Consider the following 17627-nt stretch of genomic DNA (forward strand, 5'->3'; position numbering starts at 1 on the left):
GAAGCTTTGCAGTCTGTTCACTCTGCTGTTCGTTGCGGGTTGAGAAAACCATGGGATAAAGGATAGTCGCTGCAAGGGAAAGGTATTATTCTCTTTCTCTGTCCAGCAGTTTTTTAGGAATTACAAATAAACCTATCTTTTCGGGTGAAAAGCTAGTCCGGAAATTTCATAAAGCGTCGAGCTTGTCGCTCTGCTGTTTTTCAGCTTTATGAATTTTCCGGGTTAGCTAAGAGGCATTTTTGAAAGGAGGGAAGAGGGCTGTTCGTGATTAAACAACAGCCCACTATTGATGTCAGGTAGGGAGATGAACCGCTTTTAACTCAGGTTGCTGACAGCTGCCTTGATTCTGCGAATGCCTTCTTCCAGAGTGGACCGGCTGCAGCCAAAATTCAGTCTTAGATAGTCCCTGTCGCCAAACTGAGCGCCAGGCGAAAGGCCAACACCGGCCTCTTCAAAGAAGCGTTGTGGATCATCCAGGTTTAATTCACTGACATTGATCCAGGCCAGATAGGTAGACTGAAGTGGTAGCATGCTAAGACCCTCGATGCTGTTCATTTCAGACATCAGCAGGTCATGATTACCCCGCAGGTAATCCAGCAAACTTTGACGCCAGGCTTCACCGTGCTCATAAGCTGCCTTGGCCGCAGTGTAACCAATCAGCATGTTATCCGGATCAGGAACAATCCCCTTGCGAACTCTCTGGAACTCCATCCGCAGTGTGCCGTCCGGAATAATGGCAAAGGCACAACCGAAACCAGCCACATTAAATGTTTTGGAAGGGGACATCAGGGTGATGGACGTGTCCCGGGTGAATTCACTGAGGCTGGCGTATGGAATGTGTTCAGCATTGCGATCAAGGATCAGGTCACAGTGAACTTCATCTGAGCAAACGACAATGTTGTGTTTCTTGCAGAGCGTCTCAATGGTTTCCAGCTCTTCCCGGGTCAGTACCCGGCCATTTGGGTTCTGTGGATTGCAGAGCATTAACAGCCGTGTGTCTTCAGTAATACGGCTTTCAAATGTATCCAGATCCAGGTGCCACTGATTGTTTTTGATAACCCAATCCAGTCCTATCATCTGGCGTCCGCCCAGCTTTGGTGCCATCAGGAAGGGATAATAAACCGGAAGGGGAACAGCAACTGTTTCTCCAGGTCCTGCCACACTTCTTACAGCAATGTTGAGTGCAGTCACCAGCCCGGGCAGCCAGACAATCCATTCTTTTTCAATCTGCCAGTCGTAGAGATTATGCATGCGCTCAACAATACGATCTTCCAGACCTTCATCAGCCAGGGTGTAGCCAAATACGCCGTGCTCAATACGCTCTTGCAGAGCTTCAATGATTTCCGGTGCGGATTTAAAATCCATATCCGCCACCCAGAAAGGCAGTATGTCTTTATCTTTGTAGCGATCCCACTTCAGGCTGGAGGTATGACTTCGGTCGATAAAAGTATCGAAATCTGTGGACACGGACACTTCCCTTGGCATTGGATTTAATTGGTTAAACCGATACTACCTGCAGTCAGTCATTTTTGAAATGTGGTTTATCTGGGCGGTCTTGAAAAATGCCGCAGATGAGGTGGTCACTAATAGAGTCATGGCAGGATTGAATAAGGTCTGGACTCAAATGGTATGAGTGTGTGGTCTTAAAACCACTTTTTCTTGAGACCTTCAATATTGGTTTTACTCAGCCAGAGGTTGACTTTGTCTGCCAGCTTACGGCTGCTTTTTTGCATCATGAAGACTTTGTGGGAACTGCTTTCTGTGAACATGGCAGGGTTTACGATAGTCAGAGCAGGGTTTTTCTTGAGTCGGTACTGCGCTTCCATCAAATCTGTAATCATGAGGTCAGCTTTATCTTCTCTGAGGATCAAGAACGGTTCCTTGTTATTCGCGGTAATGATGAGCTGGGCATTGGGTAAGTGCTGTTCAGCAAATTCCTGATTCAAACCTCCAGGGTTCTCGACCACTCGAATTTCTGGTCGATTGAGGGCTGCTATCAATGCCTGGTCATTAAGACCTGTCACCTGAGGAAAAAACTCCTTGCGAATCAGAACCACCTTGCCACAGGGTGTGATGGCATTACTGAGCAGGAAATGTTTGGCACGAGACTTACTGTAACCGATCCCCCCCATGGCGATATCGAAGTGGTCATTTTTCAGGTCGGCGGAGAGATCGGGCCAGTTAGTTTTAACATATTTCACTTTTACTGGCTGGTCATAAAGTTTGCTCAGATACTTTCCCAGGGATTCAGCCAGATCGATGGCGAAACCAGAGCATTGCATCCGCTGATTGCACTCTGTTAATGGTGGATAATCGCCGGTGGTGCCCACACGAAGCACGCCTGAGCTTAATATTTCAGGCAGATCTCTAGCCTGAACCAGGCTCAACAGGTTCAGGAAAAGGGCTGCTATCAGGACAAAATTCTTCATGAATGCTCTTTTCCCCGCAAAGCTAATAATTAAAGCAGATTTTATCCGTTTTGCTGTCTCGCTGGTCGGATCATTGAGGCAAATCCTCCCCGGAGGCTGGAAAATCCTGATTTTGTAGACAATGCTCAGATAACTTGAAGTTTGTCTGTGGGGTAGTACAGCATTGATTTCCAGAGGGGTTGTTTATTCACTGGTGTCCGGAGCGTTGCTGGGAAGCCTGATCATTATTCCTGAATGGTTGTCGGACTATTCGGCTATGGAACTGGTAGCAGGCCGGTTTGCCGTTTTTGGCCTCTGGGTTTCAATAATAGTGCTCTTTCGTCGTGAAATTATTCATAAAATTCAACAGGATGGCATTCAGCCCTGGATCTGGGTGGCACTGTTAACGAATGTCCTTTATTACCTCTTTTTAGTGATCAGTATCCGCAGCCTCGGGGGCGTGTTTGCGTGTGTTCTGATGGCCGCACTGCCCATGATTTTTCAGCAATACTTTCTCGAAAGAAAAGCCGGTAGCAGTCTCACAATGCCTTTACTGCTCTTGGTTGGAGCATTATTTCTGTTAATTATCCAGAAGTTTGACCAGGGTTATCAGGACTCACACGATCAGAGCCTGATCAATGGCTTGTTCTGGCTGCTGCTGGCCAGTATTTGCTGGCTTCTTGGAACTCGTATGCAGCTCATCATGACCCTCAGGCGTCCTGATATAGACCCTTCGGATCGTTACCTGCTCACCGGGCTGGGTTCGGTATTTGCGCTACCTCTGATCTACCCGCTGAGCTGGTTAGGCCACCCGGAGTTGCTCCTGTTTCCAGAGGGGGTGAGTAATATTGACTGGTCTTTCTTTGGAGGAGGGGTGTTGGTTGCAGGGATATTAGCCACAGGCGTGGCCCGAATCTGCAGGCGTAAAGCCGTGTTGCACAACAGTGATTCAGGGTTCTATCCCAGTACGATTCTTGAGGTTGTATTTGGCGTGCTGTTTATCTTTATGCTGGAAGGGCGCACACCCAGCAACCAGGAATGGGCAGTTATTGCCATTCTGGTATGGGGTATGGCCCTGTTCTATAGAAGCCGCCCGGTACCTCAGACCTTCAGTGCCAGCTCAGGGTAACTGTTTCGAATGGCTTTTCGATCACCCTTGAACAGAATTCGGCCCTGTTTCTGCGCCAGTTGATATTCATACATGGGGTCGTAGTAGCCAGTCAGTAACTGCTCAATTAACGGCCGGTAACCATCAATAATCCCCTGACTTTCATGTTGCTTCAGAGCAGAAGACAGAATGTCGCATAATTCCTGATAACGGGTGCCTCCCAGCCTTCTGCGAATCCGGTGAAGGCTGTCGGTCAGTCCCTGGCTGAACTGGGAAAAACCTTCTTCTTCGCCATAAACGGCCTGGAACTCAGCCAGGTTATCCCTGACATACTCTTGTAAGCCTATTTCTACACGCTCTTCAATGGATTCTTCCAGAAGAATGATGGGGGATTGTTGCATTTTATCCCGGAATTCCTGAGACAGGCTGCAACGGCCTATCAGTTTGCTTTCGTCTTCCAGAAGGACGGGGCGACCTGATTTGCAGTGACGATGCTTGAGCATGGCAATCGAGAGGCGGTTTTCAAAATCTATCTGGGTAGGCTGCCCCCCATAACGGCGACCAAAGCTGGATCCCCGGTGGTTAGCCAGACCTTCCAGGTCGACACTGTCTTCAATTTCGTGAATCAGGCGGGTCTTGCCGGTCCCTGTCTTGCCGCTGAGAATAATAAACTGGCTGTCCTCAACAGACTTTTCCAGTTCATCAATCAGATATCTTCTAAGCGCCTTGTAGCCACCCTTTATCAGAGGGTAAGGGTGTCCGGACTCAGCCAGCCAGGATTGGGTAATATGAGAGCGCTGGCCACCCCTGAAGCAGAACAGGTAGCCTTGTGGGTGTTGTTGTACAAACTGCTGCCAGCTGGCCACTCTTTGGGCACGCACTTCGTCAGTAGCCAGCTCATAACCCAGGGAGACAGCCGAATCCTGCCCTTGCTGCTTGTATTCGGTACCAATCACTTCACGCTGGTGGTCGTCCAGAATAGGCAGGTTGGTGGCCAGAGGGAATGACCCCTTGCTGAATTCAACGGGCGCCCGAACATCCATCAGAGGCGTGTCATTCAGGAACAGGGAGAGGAAATCGGTGGTATCCGGGCATTGTTGGGTCATAAGGTTCCGTAACAGCTCAACAGGAGCGGGCTTCTAGGAGCCTGACCGAGAATTGTGCCCGTGCATAAAATTCAGTAGATCGTTCTTTCTGGATTTTAGGCCGGGCTATCTATTGTCGATCAGGTTCCTTGTTCAAAGCCCTATAGTTTGGCTGGAATCTGCCTGTTCAGGCAAGTGTGGATTGTTTCTATCTGCTTCCATTGGGGGAAAACCGGAACTTAGATAGCCTGGAGCGGTCAAAGCATTGAATACCCGTCATGGAAAAAGGAAGTAGCAGACAGGTGGATATTTCAGAACAGGGAATCCCGCGTTTGGGCGTGAAGCGCCCTCATGGTGAAGATACTGACTCCAGCCCCGCGAAAACAGTCAAATTCAACTTGAAACCGGTGAAAAGTATTCTGGTGGGAGCTGTTGCCTCGGCATTTAGAGAACAGACCGGAGAATCCTCCTCAGGACAGAAATCCTGCTTCCGCCAGAAAAAAACAACACCCGTAAAAAAGTTGCCTTCGCCTATGGAGCTCAGTCCATCAGAAACAGCTCCTCTTCATCCTGTCGTCTCAGGCGCTTCGTCATCTGCCAGTACGGTATTTCCTGCTGATTTTCTGGTGCAGTTGAATAAGCTATCGCCGGAAAAAGATCGGGAAGCGATCAAGCGACTGCTGCAACCTTTTTATCCGGAGAGTTGTGCTGCTATTCGTTTCACTACTTTCAAAGATCTGGCCCGGTTTACTCACAGGGTCTCAAAACTATTGGATTACAAAGATATCGAAAGAATGGCAAAAGTGTTTCTACAGCACTGTGCCGAACTGTTCAGAAAGTCTCAGAAAACCCACCATACCCCGGACCACCTCGCATTGTTGGGTAATTCACTGGCGAAATTGAAAGAGAACGATGTTGTTCAACATGCCCTGATCGAACTGGCAGAGGAGATTCTGGAGCGAGATATTGATGACTGTCCTGGTGGCCGTTATCGGTGGGGGCCTATCGATTTCTCTAGGGTGTGTAACGCCCTGGGTAAAGTCGTTCCGGTTGAACTGGTGGCTGAAAGTTTGGAAAAGATTGCCCTGGAGGTGCAAAGACGGGGACAAAAGCAACAGTTAACGCATAAAAATGGTTGGGAAATCTGGGACTTTGCCCAGATTGTCTGTGCCCTGGGTAAAGTAGACCGAATGAAAACGAGGGAGTCATCGGGTGAGCCAGATAAAACTTTCTGGCAGGTGGCAGAGGCTATGGATGTCATGGCTTATGAATTGTTAAGCCGGTTTCGTAAGAAACAATGGTCAGGTAAGGAAAAGGTCTATATCAGAGACTTGCAAATGTTGGCCGGAGGTTTTGCTCATGCAGACCTGAGAACCTGGTCTCATGTTGCTGATGAGGCTTTATTGATGGTGGCAAAACAGTTGCCTGAACAGGATTTCAGTGATGAAACGGCAACGACTAAAAGGCTTTGTGAACTGGCTGTATCATTGTCTCACTGTAATTTCCAGACAGCCGAGCAACAGGTAGAGCGAATAGCTCGGGAATATCTGAAACGGCTGCCTGCTATGGAAAAGCACAAGCTGCCTGTGACCGTTTCTGTTTTAAGCAGTTTATGTCGCTTAACGCTGGATAAACAACAGGTGGAGCTGGCCAGTCAGCTACTGGATCTGGCGATTAAAGAAGAAAGGCAGCTGGGAGAATCATCCTTGACCAGGGATCAGATTTACTGGCATCTGACCTTGTTGCATTTTGCCCGTTTCGGCATGGCTCGGTCAGCAACCGATGTCTCGAAGCTTTCCAGCAAGGCCCGGCATGAGCAAGTCAGCGACCCTCAGAGAGGCCAGCTGATGCAATGGCAGTTGAACCTGGTCAGGAGTTACTGGAAAGGCACCACTGTTTCTGAGCCGAAAGTGAAAACAGAAGGTACCGTTAAAACAACTTCTTCAAACATCCAGAGAGAAGTGTATTTTGCGTTGAAGAGGAGTCTTCCTGTTGATTGTCGAATCAAGCAGGAAGCGGAGATAGAGAGCTTTCCTGTCGATATTCTTTTACCGGATGAGAAAATATGCGTTGAAGTGGATTGCCATCAGCACTTCATCTGGCCTGATCCAGACTCAAAGTGTGAGCCGGGGCAACCTGCGAAAAAGCCTGTTGTACGAGCCAAATATACGTTTGTGAATGCGATGCTTGAGTCCATGGGATTTACCGTATTTCGCATCAACACCGACGAAGCAAAGTCAGAAGCAGCCAGAAAAGAGTTGTCCAGAACCATTCAAAGGCGTTTAACGCATCACAAAAAATACTAGCGGTACGTATAACCCGAAATATGGGTTGTCATTTTTGCTCTGATATTGGCACAATGTCGCTTAAATAAGAAAAGGCGGCAGGACGTTGCCAGATAGCACAGGGACAAGGCTTTACTGTTATTACATCTATGGCAGTCAGATCTCGGGGCGGTAGCGTGCCGAAAAAGCTTGTGTCTATTGCTGGGCCGACCCTCTCATTAAACTCACTTCCCTCTCTGACCGACTTTACTGATTCCAAGGCTGAACTCAATGCATTTTATGATTCTATTTGGCCCTCCTGCTGTAGGAAAAATGACAATAGGCAAGGAGGTCGAGAAGCTAACCGGGATGAAGCTTTTTCACAACCATGTGGCCATTGAACCGGTTTTGAGCTTTTTTGAGTTTGGTTCACCTTCCTTTAAGCGGCTGGTGAACACTTTTAGAACCATGATGTTCGAAGAGGTGAGCCAGAGCAATTTACCCGGTCTGGTATTTACTTTTGTCTGGGACCTCGAAAGTGATGAGGACAGGACGTTCGTGGAAGATAGCTGTAGACTGTTTGAGTCAGCTGGGGCGAAGATTTCTCTGGTGGAGTTGGCCTGCTCTCTTGATGAGCGATTGGTAAGAAATATAACTCCAGAACGATTGGAAGCTAAACCCTCAAAGAGAAATATCGAACAATCCGAGGCGAATCTCCTGCATCTGGAAAACCATTACAGACTGAATTCCGAGAAAAGTCTTCAGGCTGAGTATCCCCACCTAAAGCTGGATACTACTTCCATGTCACCTGAAGAATCTGCAAAGAAGATTGTTGAGGCGTTGAAAATAAAGAGACTGTAGAAAGTTAAGAATAGTGAAGTTTAAGCCTCATCCATAAGACTAAAAAATATTCTTAAAGACAATTCAGAATGTATGAAATATTTGAAACCGATTGTTGGGCTGTAACGCATCGGCGAGACGCTCGATACCCTGGTTATCTGATCGTTTCCTCAAAACATGAAGGAAGGGATTTGGGTGACTTGCCTGGAGAGACTTTGATCGAGCTGGGAGCAGTTTTAGCAAGAACAGAATGTCTCCTGAAGTCATACTTCAAGCCATTTCGAGTTATTTCTACAAAGCTCGGCTTTTCCAATGGGTTTAGTTGCCACTTTCATATGCTGCCAGTCAGTCATGAGCTGTTGGAAGAGATTCGTTCTCACCCTTCGTATACCAATGAGCCAGATGGAAATGATGTGCTTCTTTTTACCAGCCGGGAGTACTGTGAGCGATCTCTGGATAAAAAGGAAACAAAGAGGCAGTATGAGACGGTCTGCGAGTTGAAAAAGTATTGTGCTCAAAAAAATAAAAAAAAAATAAAAGGGACACCCATTCAAATCATTGGTGTATTTGGCTGTCCTTTATTTTTTTCGACTGTGTTTTTGTGTGATAGCCGGAGTAAAATTTGACCAACCGGGGAGTTGGTCAAATTGTATGGGTGTCCGATTTATTTCGTGTCTTCCCGGGGTGGTTTTTCACTTTAGTTAAGTATTGTAGCTAATGAGTAAAAGGGCATAATGAGCCACTCCAATATTGGAAAAAGTTAGAGTTCTGAGGAAGATGAAAAAAAGTTACTGATAATTATCACAAGTAAATATAGTGTGAGTATTACTTCTAACGTCGATATAAAAAGAATGTGAAAGCACGCTATGCGAGATGATAGGAGGGAATGTTAAAAGTGATAACTTGGTCACTAAAAAGGTTTTATGTCGGAGTTTTTTAATGTTTGATACAGCATTTCTATCTTGTGACCTAATTGTTAGAGGGCTTCTCATAAGGTGAGGAAATTGTATTGAAAATCAAATCTTTATGAGTGTTCTTTTGATTTTAATAGGTAGGTTCTTATTTCTATGTGATTGACAGAAGATGAGTGAAATTATTTTTTATATGTTGTACGTCGCAAGTCTTTTTGTTAGGGTGGTTTTGCCTAGGCAGAAAGCAAATAAATATAAACACTGATGTTAACGGAATAGCTTAATGAAAAGTGTGATTAAATCTAATGTAACTGATTTTTTTTCTGATTCTAATCGATCCATGATGGGTGGTTGGACCATTGACAGAATTAGCGATGGTGCAGAAGAGAGTGCTAGCAAAACAAATAATAATGTTGCTGAATTCTTTAATGAAGAAAATCGATCCATGATGGGTGGATGGACCATTGACAGAATTAGCGGTGATGCAGAAGAGAGTAAGGAATAATTATTTCTGTCTAATATCCTCTATTGGTAAGGTCTAGATAACGGTTCTTTGTATTAGAAACATACAATTGAATGTTTCTAATACCGTTTTTAATGTCCGTTCTGATTCTTAATGTTTATTCCCAATAACCTTTTCTGAAAAGGTTATTGGGAGTTCTAAGAACTGAAGTGATTGGTTGGGAAGTTTTTCAAGGAAATGACTCTAGGTTGTTTTCTCGTCAAGGAGTGAAGAAGATGTTTCTGAGTGTATCTCATAGTAGGGAAAATATTGAAAATCTTGCAAAGGCAGTTTTGCAAGATGAATATGATTCTAACGAACAACTAAAATTCTCTTACTCAAAATCTATAGAAAAAATTCGTGGAATTGAATGTAATCATGATATAAAAGTTCAGTTTCATAGTAGTCCTATTGCTAGAGAAGCAATCAGGCAAGGTGTCTTCTCAGAAGCTGCCGACTTAGATGATAAGATTACGATTCAATCTGAATCATATCAGATGCATTGCTTGAATCTCTACAACGAAGCAATAAAGCTTATCGAAAAGAACTCCATTCAATTATTACAATTAATTGAGTTAGTTACGACGGATGTGGTTTTTGTTCACTCACCCCGAATTGGCGGGGGGACAGGCTCTCACTTACCGGGCGTTATTTGTATAAGTATTGGTGATGATTGGACGGAAGTTGATGTGGCAAATACTCTAGTGCATGAGGCTACACATCTGAATGTATTTCTGTGTGATATGGTGAATAAGGTGTTTACTTCACCTGCATCGGAGCTTGATAAAGAAGAATATAGAGTATTATCAGCAGTAAGAGTCGGTGATATGAGACCCCTTGATAAAGCAGTTCACTCAGCATTTGTTACTGTTCCTCTGCTTTACTTTGAGAAACTCTTAGGCAGTTGTGAAATGATGAAAGAGTTTTCAGTATCATTGAATGATTGTGTTAACGGTGTGGTTGAAAAGGAATTTTTATTTACTCAATATGGTCAACAACTTGTTAATCAACTTAGAGAGTTTAATGAAAGCAGAGACTTTTCACTAGTTGAAAAAGCACTGATATAATTTGGGGGAGAATATGATCAGCTCTAAAGCAATAGGAGGTGAAAGTTTTAATGCCTCGTTATTATTATTTTTGTCATCTGTGTTTTTAGGGATACTCGCAGAGACATTTATTATATTTTCGATCCCACTTATTGTTTTAGAGTTAACTGGTAGTGCTTCTTATGCAGGTCTTGCATTTATGGTGGAATGGATACCAGCAATACTGATGTATCCCATTGCAGGAATAATAGTAGATAAACTAGGGGCAAAGATGTCTTTAGCTTTATCCGCACTCCTTCGCTGTATTGTAATTGTAGCTGTAACAATCTGTTTGTTTGAATTTGAAGAATATACTTTACATATTGTTCTTGTGTGTTCATTTCTCTTGTCGTTTATGTTGCCATTTAGTCGAATGGGAGCAGAAAAACTAGTATCTGCACTAAAAGAACTGAAAAATGTCTCTGTTTTGCATTCTTATGTTCAATCTAGCGAATTGTTGGCTTGGACTCTGGGACCGGCATTAGCTGCGTATGCATCTACTTTATTAAAACTTGAAGAGATACTTGGTTTGGCAGGTTTATTATTCTTTGTTGGACTAATTTCTATTTCACTCTATAAAGATATGGAGATAACAATAGATAAGGAAGATAAGGAAGGTAAGGAAGATAAGGGAGTAGGGCTTTTTTTTGGAGTTTCATATGTATGGTCTAATAAAGCGCTCTTTGCATTAGCAATAAATAATTGCATTGCAAATTTTATGTTTGCAGTTGTTCTTTCTTCACATGCGGCTATTGTGACAGAGGTTTTTAAGTTGGATGATGAATACTATGGGTTGCTGAATTTTATTGGAGGGGTTTTTGGCTTTCTAAATTTAGCATTAGTGCCATATTTGATAAGAAAAATGAAGATGCTTTCTTTCTCAATAACTGGTCTAGGGATGATTGGGATAGGGTTCCTGATACTTTCTATTGCTGAAGGATATATGCTTTATGTAGTAGGCTTTTCGATGTCTATTATAGGGATAACTTTGTATAATATATTCAACAGAACTCTAAGAACAACAATTATAGAACAAGAGGTTGTGGGGCAGGTTATGGGCTTTTTTTATCTGCTAAATATAATTATGCTCCCTATTGGAGGTGGGGCTGTTTACTTATTTGCAGATACTTTTGGTAATCAACCAATTATTATGGTCGTTACATTAATTTTAACTCCTGTTTGTATTTTTTTATCCCTCAAAGCTAATCAAGGGTTTTGGAATAGTGAAGCTGTCAAACAATAATGGTTGTAAATATAGACATAAGAGCTGGGGTTTGTTTTTAAAGTAATGTTAGGCGCTTTTTGTTATATACCAACTGAATTTACGCAGCTACGAACGTTCCTAGTTGCTTGAGTGAGGCGTGCAAAGCAAATATAGATTTTCGCCCAGAGCTGAAAGTGGCTCGTCTGTTGTATCAATGAAACAATTCTAGCCGGAAGGAAGAGTATATCGATAGAAAGATATACTTACTCTGGGCTCGAACAGTATGAGCTGGCGATTTACCATGACAACATTGGTTTTCCAGTATTTTATAGAAGATTCAACGTTCAAACGTTTTTTGTAGATCATTTTCAAGCTCTCATCGTCACAATCCGGGTGGTTCTCGGTCTGGTGGATCCCACTGTCAACGGAAAGAGTATGAACAAGTCCAACTCACAAGCTTTCCCTGTCTCAGATTATGTTTGGAGTTATGCATCAAGAATCAGCTCACCTTTTCCGGTCGCAATCCTGCTTCAGAAATCAGAGAGTCGATATTTTTCATACGGCGCTAGAAAATGTCATTTAAATGGCCACTGTCTTTAAACAGTCTTTGAAGCAGTGAGTTAAAAACTCAATATCTTCTGAAGTAGTGTTGATAGGTATTGCGAGATAAGCTGTTTTGCCAATGCAACGTATAGTGGCTCCCTGACTGATACTGTATTGCCTGAATCTGGCGGTATCAATTTCCTGCTCAACCGATACTGCGGCCAACAAGCCCATGCTTTGGCAGAGGGTGACACCAGGAATATCAGAGCACTCTGCCAATCCCGTCTTTAGCTTGTGCGCTATACGTGCGACGTCGGCCTGCCATTGCCCAGTCTCCAGCAGGTCCAGATTGGCATTGCCCGCAGCGCAGCCCAGAGCTGTGGCCATGTAGGTAGCCCCATGCATGAAGGGCTGATCTCCAAGAACCTCCAAAACCAGGGATGAGGCCAGTGTGGCGCCCATACTCATCATGCCACCTGTGAGAGATTTAGCGAGGCACATCAGATCAGGACTGATTTGGGCTTGATCACAGGCGAACATTGAGCCGGTTTTGACAAAGCCTGCTGCCACCTCATCGGCAACAAAGAGAATGTCGAAGCTTTTGCATAAGTCATGAAGGGCTTTCAGGTATTCCGGAGAATACATTTTCAAACCGGCATAACCCTGAACCAGAGGTTCTACAAAAAGAGCGGCAATTTCATGATGATGCTTCTCCAGGAGCTGTTCGGTAGAAGCCAGATCTTCTTTCTGAAAAGGGCGGCTAATACCCAAAGGAGGAGGATCCAGCTGAAAAGCGGGTTTAACAATCCCCTGGTATTCAGAAAAGAGAGAGTGCTCACTTCCACATAGCGACATACTGCCAAACGTATCGCCATGGAAGCCATTACGGAGAGTGGCAAAGTGATTTTTTTGAGGCTTTCCTGAAGATCTCCAATACTGAAGGGCCATTTTCATAGCCACTTCGACCGCACTGGAACCCGATTCAGAGAAAAATACGGCTTGCATATTGCCTGGCGCAATGTGGGTTAATCTATCAGCCAGTCGCTCAGCAGGTTCGTGAACCAGTTCAGAAAACATGGGAACGTGGGGAATTGTCGCCAGCTGGTCATGCATTTTCTGTTCGATGTAAGGATGACTGTAACCATGCAGCATGGCCCACCATCCCATGGTGCCATCCAGGAGCTCGCGGCCATCATTGAGCGTTAAGCGAATCCCCTGACTGTGAGTGACTTTCAGAGGCTCACCTCCAAGAGCAGAGTAAGCGTGCCAGAGTGTTGACCTGGATTGTTGCTTCATTAGATTTATCTGAACGGACTGAACAATCTCTCCATAATAGCCCGGAAAATTCATAAAGCCGCTCTAACCGAGGTAAAGGCTGCAGAGACTCTCGGGAGTTCATTTTCTGATGTGTACGAAACTAAACGAACATCGCTCGTCGGATTCTCGCTAGCTCTTTTCCCGCCATGACAGCATTTTGTCGTCAGATCCATGCAATAAGCATGAATATGACGACAAAATGTGTCAGCCGAAAAAATAGCAGAGCGAGAAGCCCGACACTTTATGAAATTTCCGGGCTAGTAGAACAGTTTGGACACTGCCGGTTGTCAGGGAGTGTACAAATCAGGGTAAGTCTCTGGATTCACAATGGGTAGCCCTGTGAGGCTTAAGCGGGTAGTGGTATGCTCATCGTCATCAGGATAAGGAAGTCAGAAGGTGTTTTTCAGGGGCAGTTTTATGCCTCAATAAGCGCACCGCTCGTTGTAACAGAAATCTAAAAACAATCCATATTATGTTGAGAAAGCCAGTGAATAAAATTGCCCCTTCACTTGTCCTCTCATTAGCAGTGGCTCTGCCTGCTACTTCTCATGCCATGCGCTGCGGGACTCACCTGGTGCAGAAGGGAGACTTGAAATATGAGGTCTCTTCCAAATGCGGACAGCCGGAATACCGTGAATCCACAGGTTATATTGATGAAGAAAGGCGGGGTAAACGCATCAAGGTTCTGAGCCTTGAAGAATGGGTTTATAAAATCTCCAGCAGCTACTATCGCCTGGAATTTAAAGGGAACGAACTGGTTAAGGTCGAGTCCAGAGGCAGAATCTAACCATAACCTGTGATCTCCTGATCCCTTCAGCCATCAATATTCCAGCCAGAATTCCTTCCGGTTGTCCTGATGGCTCTTCCTGAATACGAATGACAAGTGACAGGCTTATCGATTATGGTATTTACGTTGCCGCACTGTCGTAGACATTATGCCACTGAACATGGGTAAATGATCACCAGATGGGTACTGCAGTCTGTGCCAAAAGCATGGGCAGGTATCAATTTAATCCCTGATAATAACATCCGATAAAATGGGTAATTAAGACAAGACAAGGAGCAATAATGCTGAATTCTGTTACTGCAAAAGCAGTGATTGACCACGCTCTGTTTATGGGAGCCGACTTTGCCGAACTGTTTGTAGAGCACCACCAGAATAGCTCTGTACAGCTGGTGTCCGGTGAAGTGGATAAGGTCAACTCGGGTATCGACTTTGGTATCGGAATCCGCCTGTTTTTCGGCCATAAAATCCTCTATGGCTACACCAACAGTTCTGATGAGCAGGAGCTGAAGCGAGTGACTGCATTGCTGGCTGCCAAAGACCAGCGCGAACAGATCGCTCAGGCCGGTGCTCTGAATCTCAATAAACTTCAGGATCATCACCCTTGTATGCAGGCGCTGAGCCAGAGTGCCAACCTGGATGCCAAGATTGCTTTTCTGCGCAAAGCGGATGCTGCTGCACGAAAAGAAAGCGATAAGATAGCCCAGTATATGGGCAGTGTTTTGCAGCGTGAACAGCGCATAGAAATATTCAATTCCGAAGGCCTTCATACACACGATACTCGCCATTACACACGTTTTGCCGGTAATGCTGTAGCGCAGGACGGTAATGAACAATCTACCGGTTTTGAAGCACCCGGCGCTCTGACCGGTTGGGAACTGAATGAGCAGTTAGATGCTGAGGCTCTCGGTCAGCAAGTAGCCAGGCAGGCTCTGGTCAAACTGAATGCTGACGCCTGTCCTTCCGGAGAAATGCCGGTGGTCATTGGCAATGGTTTTGGTGGAGTTATTTTCCACGAAGCCTGCGGACATTTGTTGGAAACAACGTCAGTTGCCAAGCAGGCTTCTGTCTTCCATGACCAGATGGGTGAAGTGATTGCCAATCCAGTGGTCAGTGCCGTGGACGACGGAACGCTGGGAAATAAATGGGGTTCCATCAATATTGATGACGAAGGCATGGAAACCCGCAAAACTCAGCTAATAAAAGACGGTGTCCTGACCCACTTTATGGCTGACAAGATGGGAGCCTTGAAAACCGGTTATGAAAGAACCGGTTCTGGCCGTCGTGAAAGTTACAAGTATGCTCCTGCTTCCCGCATGAGAAATACCTTTATCGAAGCGGGCGACAGTTCTCTGGAAGATATGGTTTCCAGCATTGAGCGCGGTGTTTATGCGAAGAAGATGGGAGGCGGTTCGGTTCAGCCGGGTACGGGTGAATTCAACTTTGCCGTTCAGGAAGCTTACCTGATTGAAAACGGTAAGATCAGCAAACCGCTGAAAACCGCGACTCTGATCAGTACGGGTCCAAAAGTACTGAAAGAGATCAGCATGATCGGTGCTGACCTGGATTTTGCTGCAGGCATGTGTGTTTCCGTCAGCGGTTCTGTACCTACTACTGTAGGACAGCCTGCTGTCAAGGTGGACAAGATCACAGTAGGAGGTGGTAACTGATGAGCGAACAAGCCAAATTACAGCAAGCCATCGAACACGTGTTGAATTCAGTCCAGGGTCAAGGGGCTGAAGCCGATGTGATTGCCAGTAGCAGTAACAGTTTCTCCCTGAAAGCCAACAAGGGTGAGCTGGACGAATACAAGGTGACTTCAGGACAGGTCATTGGTGTCAGGGTGGTCAAAGATCAAAGAGTGGCGACCAGTTACTCTGAGTCACTGGAACCGGCCAGCCTGGAGCTGATGATTAAAAACGCTCTGGAAAGTGCCCGTTTTGCCAAAGTGGATGAGCACCAGCAGATCCGTTGTCTGAACAGTCGAATCGATTCGGATAGGGCTGAGATCAATCAGCCAGACGAAACGTCAGTGGATGATAAAATTGCGTTGTCGCTTAGTTTGGAGCAAGGTGTGGTCAGTAAGCCTAATGCTTCCAGCTCACCCTACAATGGCTATGGTGAGAGTGAGAGCCAACTACTGATTGCCAATACCCAAGGTTCTTTATGCAGTCATAAAGAACGTTCCGTCAGCTGTTATGCCTATACCCTGTTTGAACAGGAAGGCAAACAGTCAATGGGTGGCGCTTCTTCCACAGGAAGAAGTTTTAGCGAGCTGAATCCTGATCATTGCATTAATCATGGTTATGAAACGGCAAGGGATCTGATTGATGGTGAACCCGTCAGTACTGGCAATTACAGTGTTATCTTTGAGGTTAATGCTCTCAGCTCCCTGATCGGTGCCTTCAGTCTCTGCTTATCAGGAGTAGGTGCCATGAAAGGCATTAACCCCTGGCGAGAAAAAGTAGGGCAACAGGTGGCCAGCCCATTGTTCAGTCTGACGGATAAAGCCTATGTTGAAGGAGGTATGAATATTTCTGCCTTTGACAGCGAAGGCTTTGCCACCCAAGACAATACTCTGATCAATAACGGCGAGCTGAGTACACTGTTGCACAATAGCCACACAGCGAATGCTATGGGAGTAGACAGTACGTCCAGCGCTGCACGAAGTGCCAAGAGCAGCCTGGAAGTTACTACTCAACATAAAGTGATTTCGGTAGGCAGTGCCAGTCAGGAAGAGTTAACCGGTGGTGAATATCTGGAATTGCTTGATCTCCACGGAGTTCATTCCGGTGCGGATGCAGTCAGTGGCGACTTTTCCTTTGGTGCGGATGGATTTCTTTGTCGTGATGGCAAGCGGATACAGCCCGTTCGCGGTATTACAGTAGCAGGTAACTTCTATAAGCTGTTGAATGAGATAGATGCCATGGGTTCAGTATTGGAAATCTCCGAGTCCAGGAATTTCTATTCCCCAGCTATTCGTTTTTCCCGGTTGAGTATTGGGGGTAAGTAACGCCTTCAATTCTTGAGTAGAGGGTTGCTTCAATTCTCTACTCAACTTTTCTGATCATGTTTCTTTCCTTATATAGTCTCGATTTATAAATAAAAAAACATCCTGTTTGCAAGCTTATTATCAGGTTGATTACCTTCTGATATTCGACCTGTGTATCAAAGATTAAAAACATTGGATATACCACTCTTCAAAGAACTTAAGGAGAGTTGGTATGACACAGGTAATGAATTATCCGGACAGTCGGAGTTTCTGGTACAGGATCCAGATGGTTACTTATTGCGTTTTACACAGTTTCTGGGTGTAAAACCAAAGGCACTTCAGGCAAGTAGTGGCCCATGACGGAATGTATGGAGCAACTGTAATTGTCTGGTTGTCAGACTGAAAATTAATCAAGCTGAACGATGTTTAAGGAGAAGATTCCTTTCAGGATTGATTTAAGGTAACTATTCAGCACCCAGCAAAGGATGATTACCATAATTCTTCAGAGCTATAAGCAGAGCTTCGAAAATATTCTGACCCTGCTTTCTCGCCGATGACACATAACTTCGTATCCGACAGTAATA

General features: G+C 45.1%; 14 protein-coding genes. 10 read left to right on the plus strand and 4 right to left on the minus strand.

The features are described from left to right. Positions 1 to 315: 315 nt before the first annotated feature. A complete protein-coding gene (locus ACR2PX_RS13065) occupies positions 316 to 1467 on the minus strand; it encodes a MalY/PatB family protein (RefSeq protein WP_433999795.1) in 1152 nt (383 codons plus the stop codon). A gap of 176 nt (positions 1468 to 1643) precedes the next feature. Then, positions 1644 to 2429, minus strand: a complete 786-nt coding sequence (locus tag ACR2PX_RS13070; protein WP_433999796.1) for a transporter substrate-binding domain-containing protein — start codon at positions 2427 to 2429, stop codon at positions 1644 to 1646. Positions 2430 to 2592: 163 nt separating this feature from the next. Here ACR2PX_RS13070 and ACR2PX_RS13075 point away from each other — a divergent pair, with 163 nt between their 5' ends. Then, the gene (locus ACR2PX_RS13075; protein WP_433999797.1) at positions 2593 to 3537 is read left to right on the plus strand and encodes a hypothetical protein; all 945 of its coding nucleotides are present in this window, start codon (positions 2593 to 2595) and stop codon (positions 3535 to 3537) included. Here ACR2PX_RS13075 and mnmH read toward each other — a convergent pair. Further along, the gene (mnmH, locus tag ACR2PX_RS13080; protein WP_433999798.1) at positions 3510 to 4622 is read right to left on the minus strand and encodes a tRNA 2-selenouridine(34) synthase MnmH; all 1113 of its coding nucleotides are present in this window, start codon (positions 4620 to 4622) and stop codon (positions 3510 to 3512) included. The two genes, ACR2PX_RS13075 and mnmH, sit on opposite strands and share 28 nt — an antisense overlap. A gap of 257 nt (positions 4623 to 4879) precedes the next feature. On the opposite strand from mnmH, the gene ACR2PX_RS13085 reads away from it, so the two are divergent. The 6 genes from ACR2PX_RS13085 (at position 4880) to ACR2PX_RS13110 (ending at position 11446) form a co-directional block, all read left to right on the plus strand. Next, the gene (locus ACR2PX_RS13085) at positions 4880 to 6907 is read left to right on the plus strand and encodes a hypothetical protein (protein ID WP_433999799.1); all 2028 of its coding nucleotides are present in this window, start codon (positions 4880 to 4882) and stop codon (positions 6905 to 6907) included. A 291-nt stretch (positions 6908 to 7198) separates the two neighbouring features. Then, positions 7199 to 7726, plus strand: coding sequence for a hypothetical protein (locus tag ACR2PX_RS13090; protein WP_433999800.1), 528 nt, complete (start codon positions 7199 to 7201; stop codon positions 7724 to 7726). 68 nt (positions 7727 to 7794) lie between these two features. Next, the gene (locus tag ACR2PX_RS13095; RefSeq protein WP_433999801.1) at positions 7795 to 8331 is read left to right on the plus strand and encodes a hypothetical protein; all 537 of its coding nucleotides are present in this window, start codon (positions 7795 to 7797) and stop codon (positions 8329 to 8331) included. Positions 8332 to 8899: 568 nt separating this feature from the next. Further along, a complete protein-coding gene (locus ACR2PX_RS13100; RefSeq protein WP_433999802.1) occupies positions 8900 to 9121 on the plus strand; it encodes a hypothetical protein in 222 nt (73 codons plus the stop codon). A 233-nt stretch (positions 9122 to 9354) separates the two neighbouring features. Continuing rightward, positions 9355 to 10185 (plus strand): aKG-HExxH-type peptide beta-hydroxylase, encoded by an 831-nt coding sequence (locus tag ACR2PX_RS13105; RefSeq protein ID WP_433999803.1) that lies wholly within the window; start codon positions 9355 to 9357, stop codon positions 10183 to 10185. A 13-nt stretch (positions 10186 to 10198) separates the two neighbouring features. After that, entirely contained in the window at positions 10199 to 11446 is a 1248-nt protein-coding gene (locus tag ACR2PX_RS13110) for an MFS transporter (RefSeq protein ID WP_433999804.1), read from the plus strand. 540 nt (positions 11447 to 11986) lie between these two features. Here ACR2PX_RS13110 and bioA read toward each other — a convergent pair. Then, positions 11987 to 13246 (minus strand): adenosylmethionine--8-amino-7-oxononanoate transaminase, encoded by a 1260-nt coding sequence (gene bioA / locus ACR2PX_RS13115; protein ID WP_433999805.1) that lies wholly within the window; start codon positions 13244 to 13246, stop codon positions 11987 to 11989. 508 nt (positions 13247 to 13754) lie between these two features. Here bioA and ACR2PX_RS13120 point away from each other — a divergent pair. The 3 genes from ACR2PX_RS13120 to ACR2PX_RS13130 all read left to right on the plus strand — a co-directional run bounded on the left by ACR2PX_RS13120 (position 13755) and on the right by ACR2PX_RS13130 (position 17064). Further along, entirely contained in the window at positions 13755 to 14054 is a 300-nt protein-coding gene (locus tag ACR2PX_RS13120; protein WP_433999806.1) for a DUF2845 domain-containing protein, read from the plus strand. 281 nt (positions 14055 to 14335) lie between these two features. Beyond that, positions 14336 to 15721 carry a TldD/PmbA family protein gene (locus tag ACR2PX_RS13125; RefSeq protein WP_433999807.1) on the plus strand — a complete coding sequence of 462 codons (1386 nt, stop codon included), beginning with the start codon at positions 14336 to 14338 and terminating at the stop codon, positions 15719 to 15721. After that, on the plus strand, positions 15721 to 17064 hold the full coding sequence (locus tag ACR2PX_RS13130) for a TldD/PmbA family protein (RefSeq protein ID WP_433999808.1): 1344 nt from the start codon (positions 15721 to 15723) through the stop codon (positions 17062 to 17064). The genes ACR2PX_RS13125 and ACR2PX_RS13130 overlap by 1 nt, the downstream gene beginning before the upstream one ends. Positions 17065 to 17627 lie beyond the last annotated feature (563 nt).

Source organism: Endozoicomonas sp., assembly GCF_051008435.1.
Lineage (GTDB): Bacteria > Pseudomonadota > Gammaproteobacteria > Pseudomonadales > Endozoicomonadaceae > Endozoicomonas_A.

What these genes read in the sequence shown, in the direction of transcription:
- ACR2PX_RS13070 (WP_433999796.1), bottom strand. Translation starts at nt 2,429, where the DNA reads ATGAAGAATTTTGTCCTGATAGCAGCCCTTTTCCTGAACCTGTTGAGC.
- mnmH (WP_433999798.1), bottom strand. Translation starts at nt 4,622, where the DNA reads ATGACCCAACAATGCCCGGATACCACCGATTTCCTCTCCCTGTTCCTG.
- ACR2PX_RS13085 (WP_433999799.1), top strand. Translation starts at nt 4,880, where the DNA reads ATGGAAAAAGGAAGTAGCAGACAGGTGGATATTTCAGAACAGGGAATC.
- ACR2PX_RS13090 (WP_433999800.1), top strand. Translation starts at nt 7,199, where the DNA reads ATGACAATAGGCAAGGAGGTCGAGAAGCTAACCGGGATGAAGCTTTTT.
- ACR2PX_RS13095 (WP_433999801.1), top strand. Translation starts at nt 7,795, where the DNA reads ATGTATGAAATATTTGAAACCGATTGTTGGGCTGTAACGCATCGGCGA.
- ACR2PX_RS13100 (WP_433999802.1), top strand. Translation starts at nt 8,900, where the DNA reads ATGAAAAGTGTGATTAAATCTAATGTAACTGATTTTTTTTCTGATTCT.
- ACR2PX_RS13105 (WP_433999803.1), top strand. Translation starts at nt 9,355, where the DNA reads ATGTTTCTGAGTGTATCTCATAGTAGGGAAAATATTGAAAATCTTGCA.
- ACR2PX_RS13110 (WP_433999804.1), top strand. Translation starts at nt 10,199, where the DNA reads ATGATCAGCTCTAAAGCAATAGGAGGTGAAAGTTTTAATGCCTCGTTA.
- bioA (WP_433999805.1), bottom strand. Translation starts at nt 13,246, where the DNA reads ATGAAGCAACAATCCAGGTCAACACTCTGGCACGCTTACTCTGCTCTT.
- ACR2PX_RS13125 (WP_433999807.1), top strand. Translation starts at nt 14,336, where the DNA reads ATGCTGAATTCTGTTACTGCAAAAGCAGTGATTGACCACGCTCTGTTT.
- ACR2PX_RS13130 (WP_433999808.1), top strand. Translation starts at nt 15,721, where the DNA reads ATGAGCGAACAAGCCAAATTACAGCAAGCCATCGAACACGTGTTGAAT.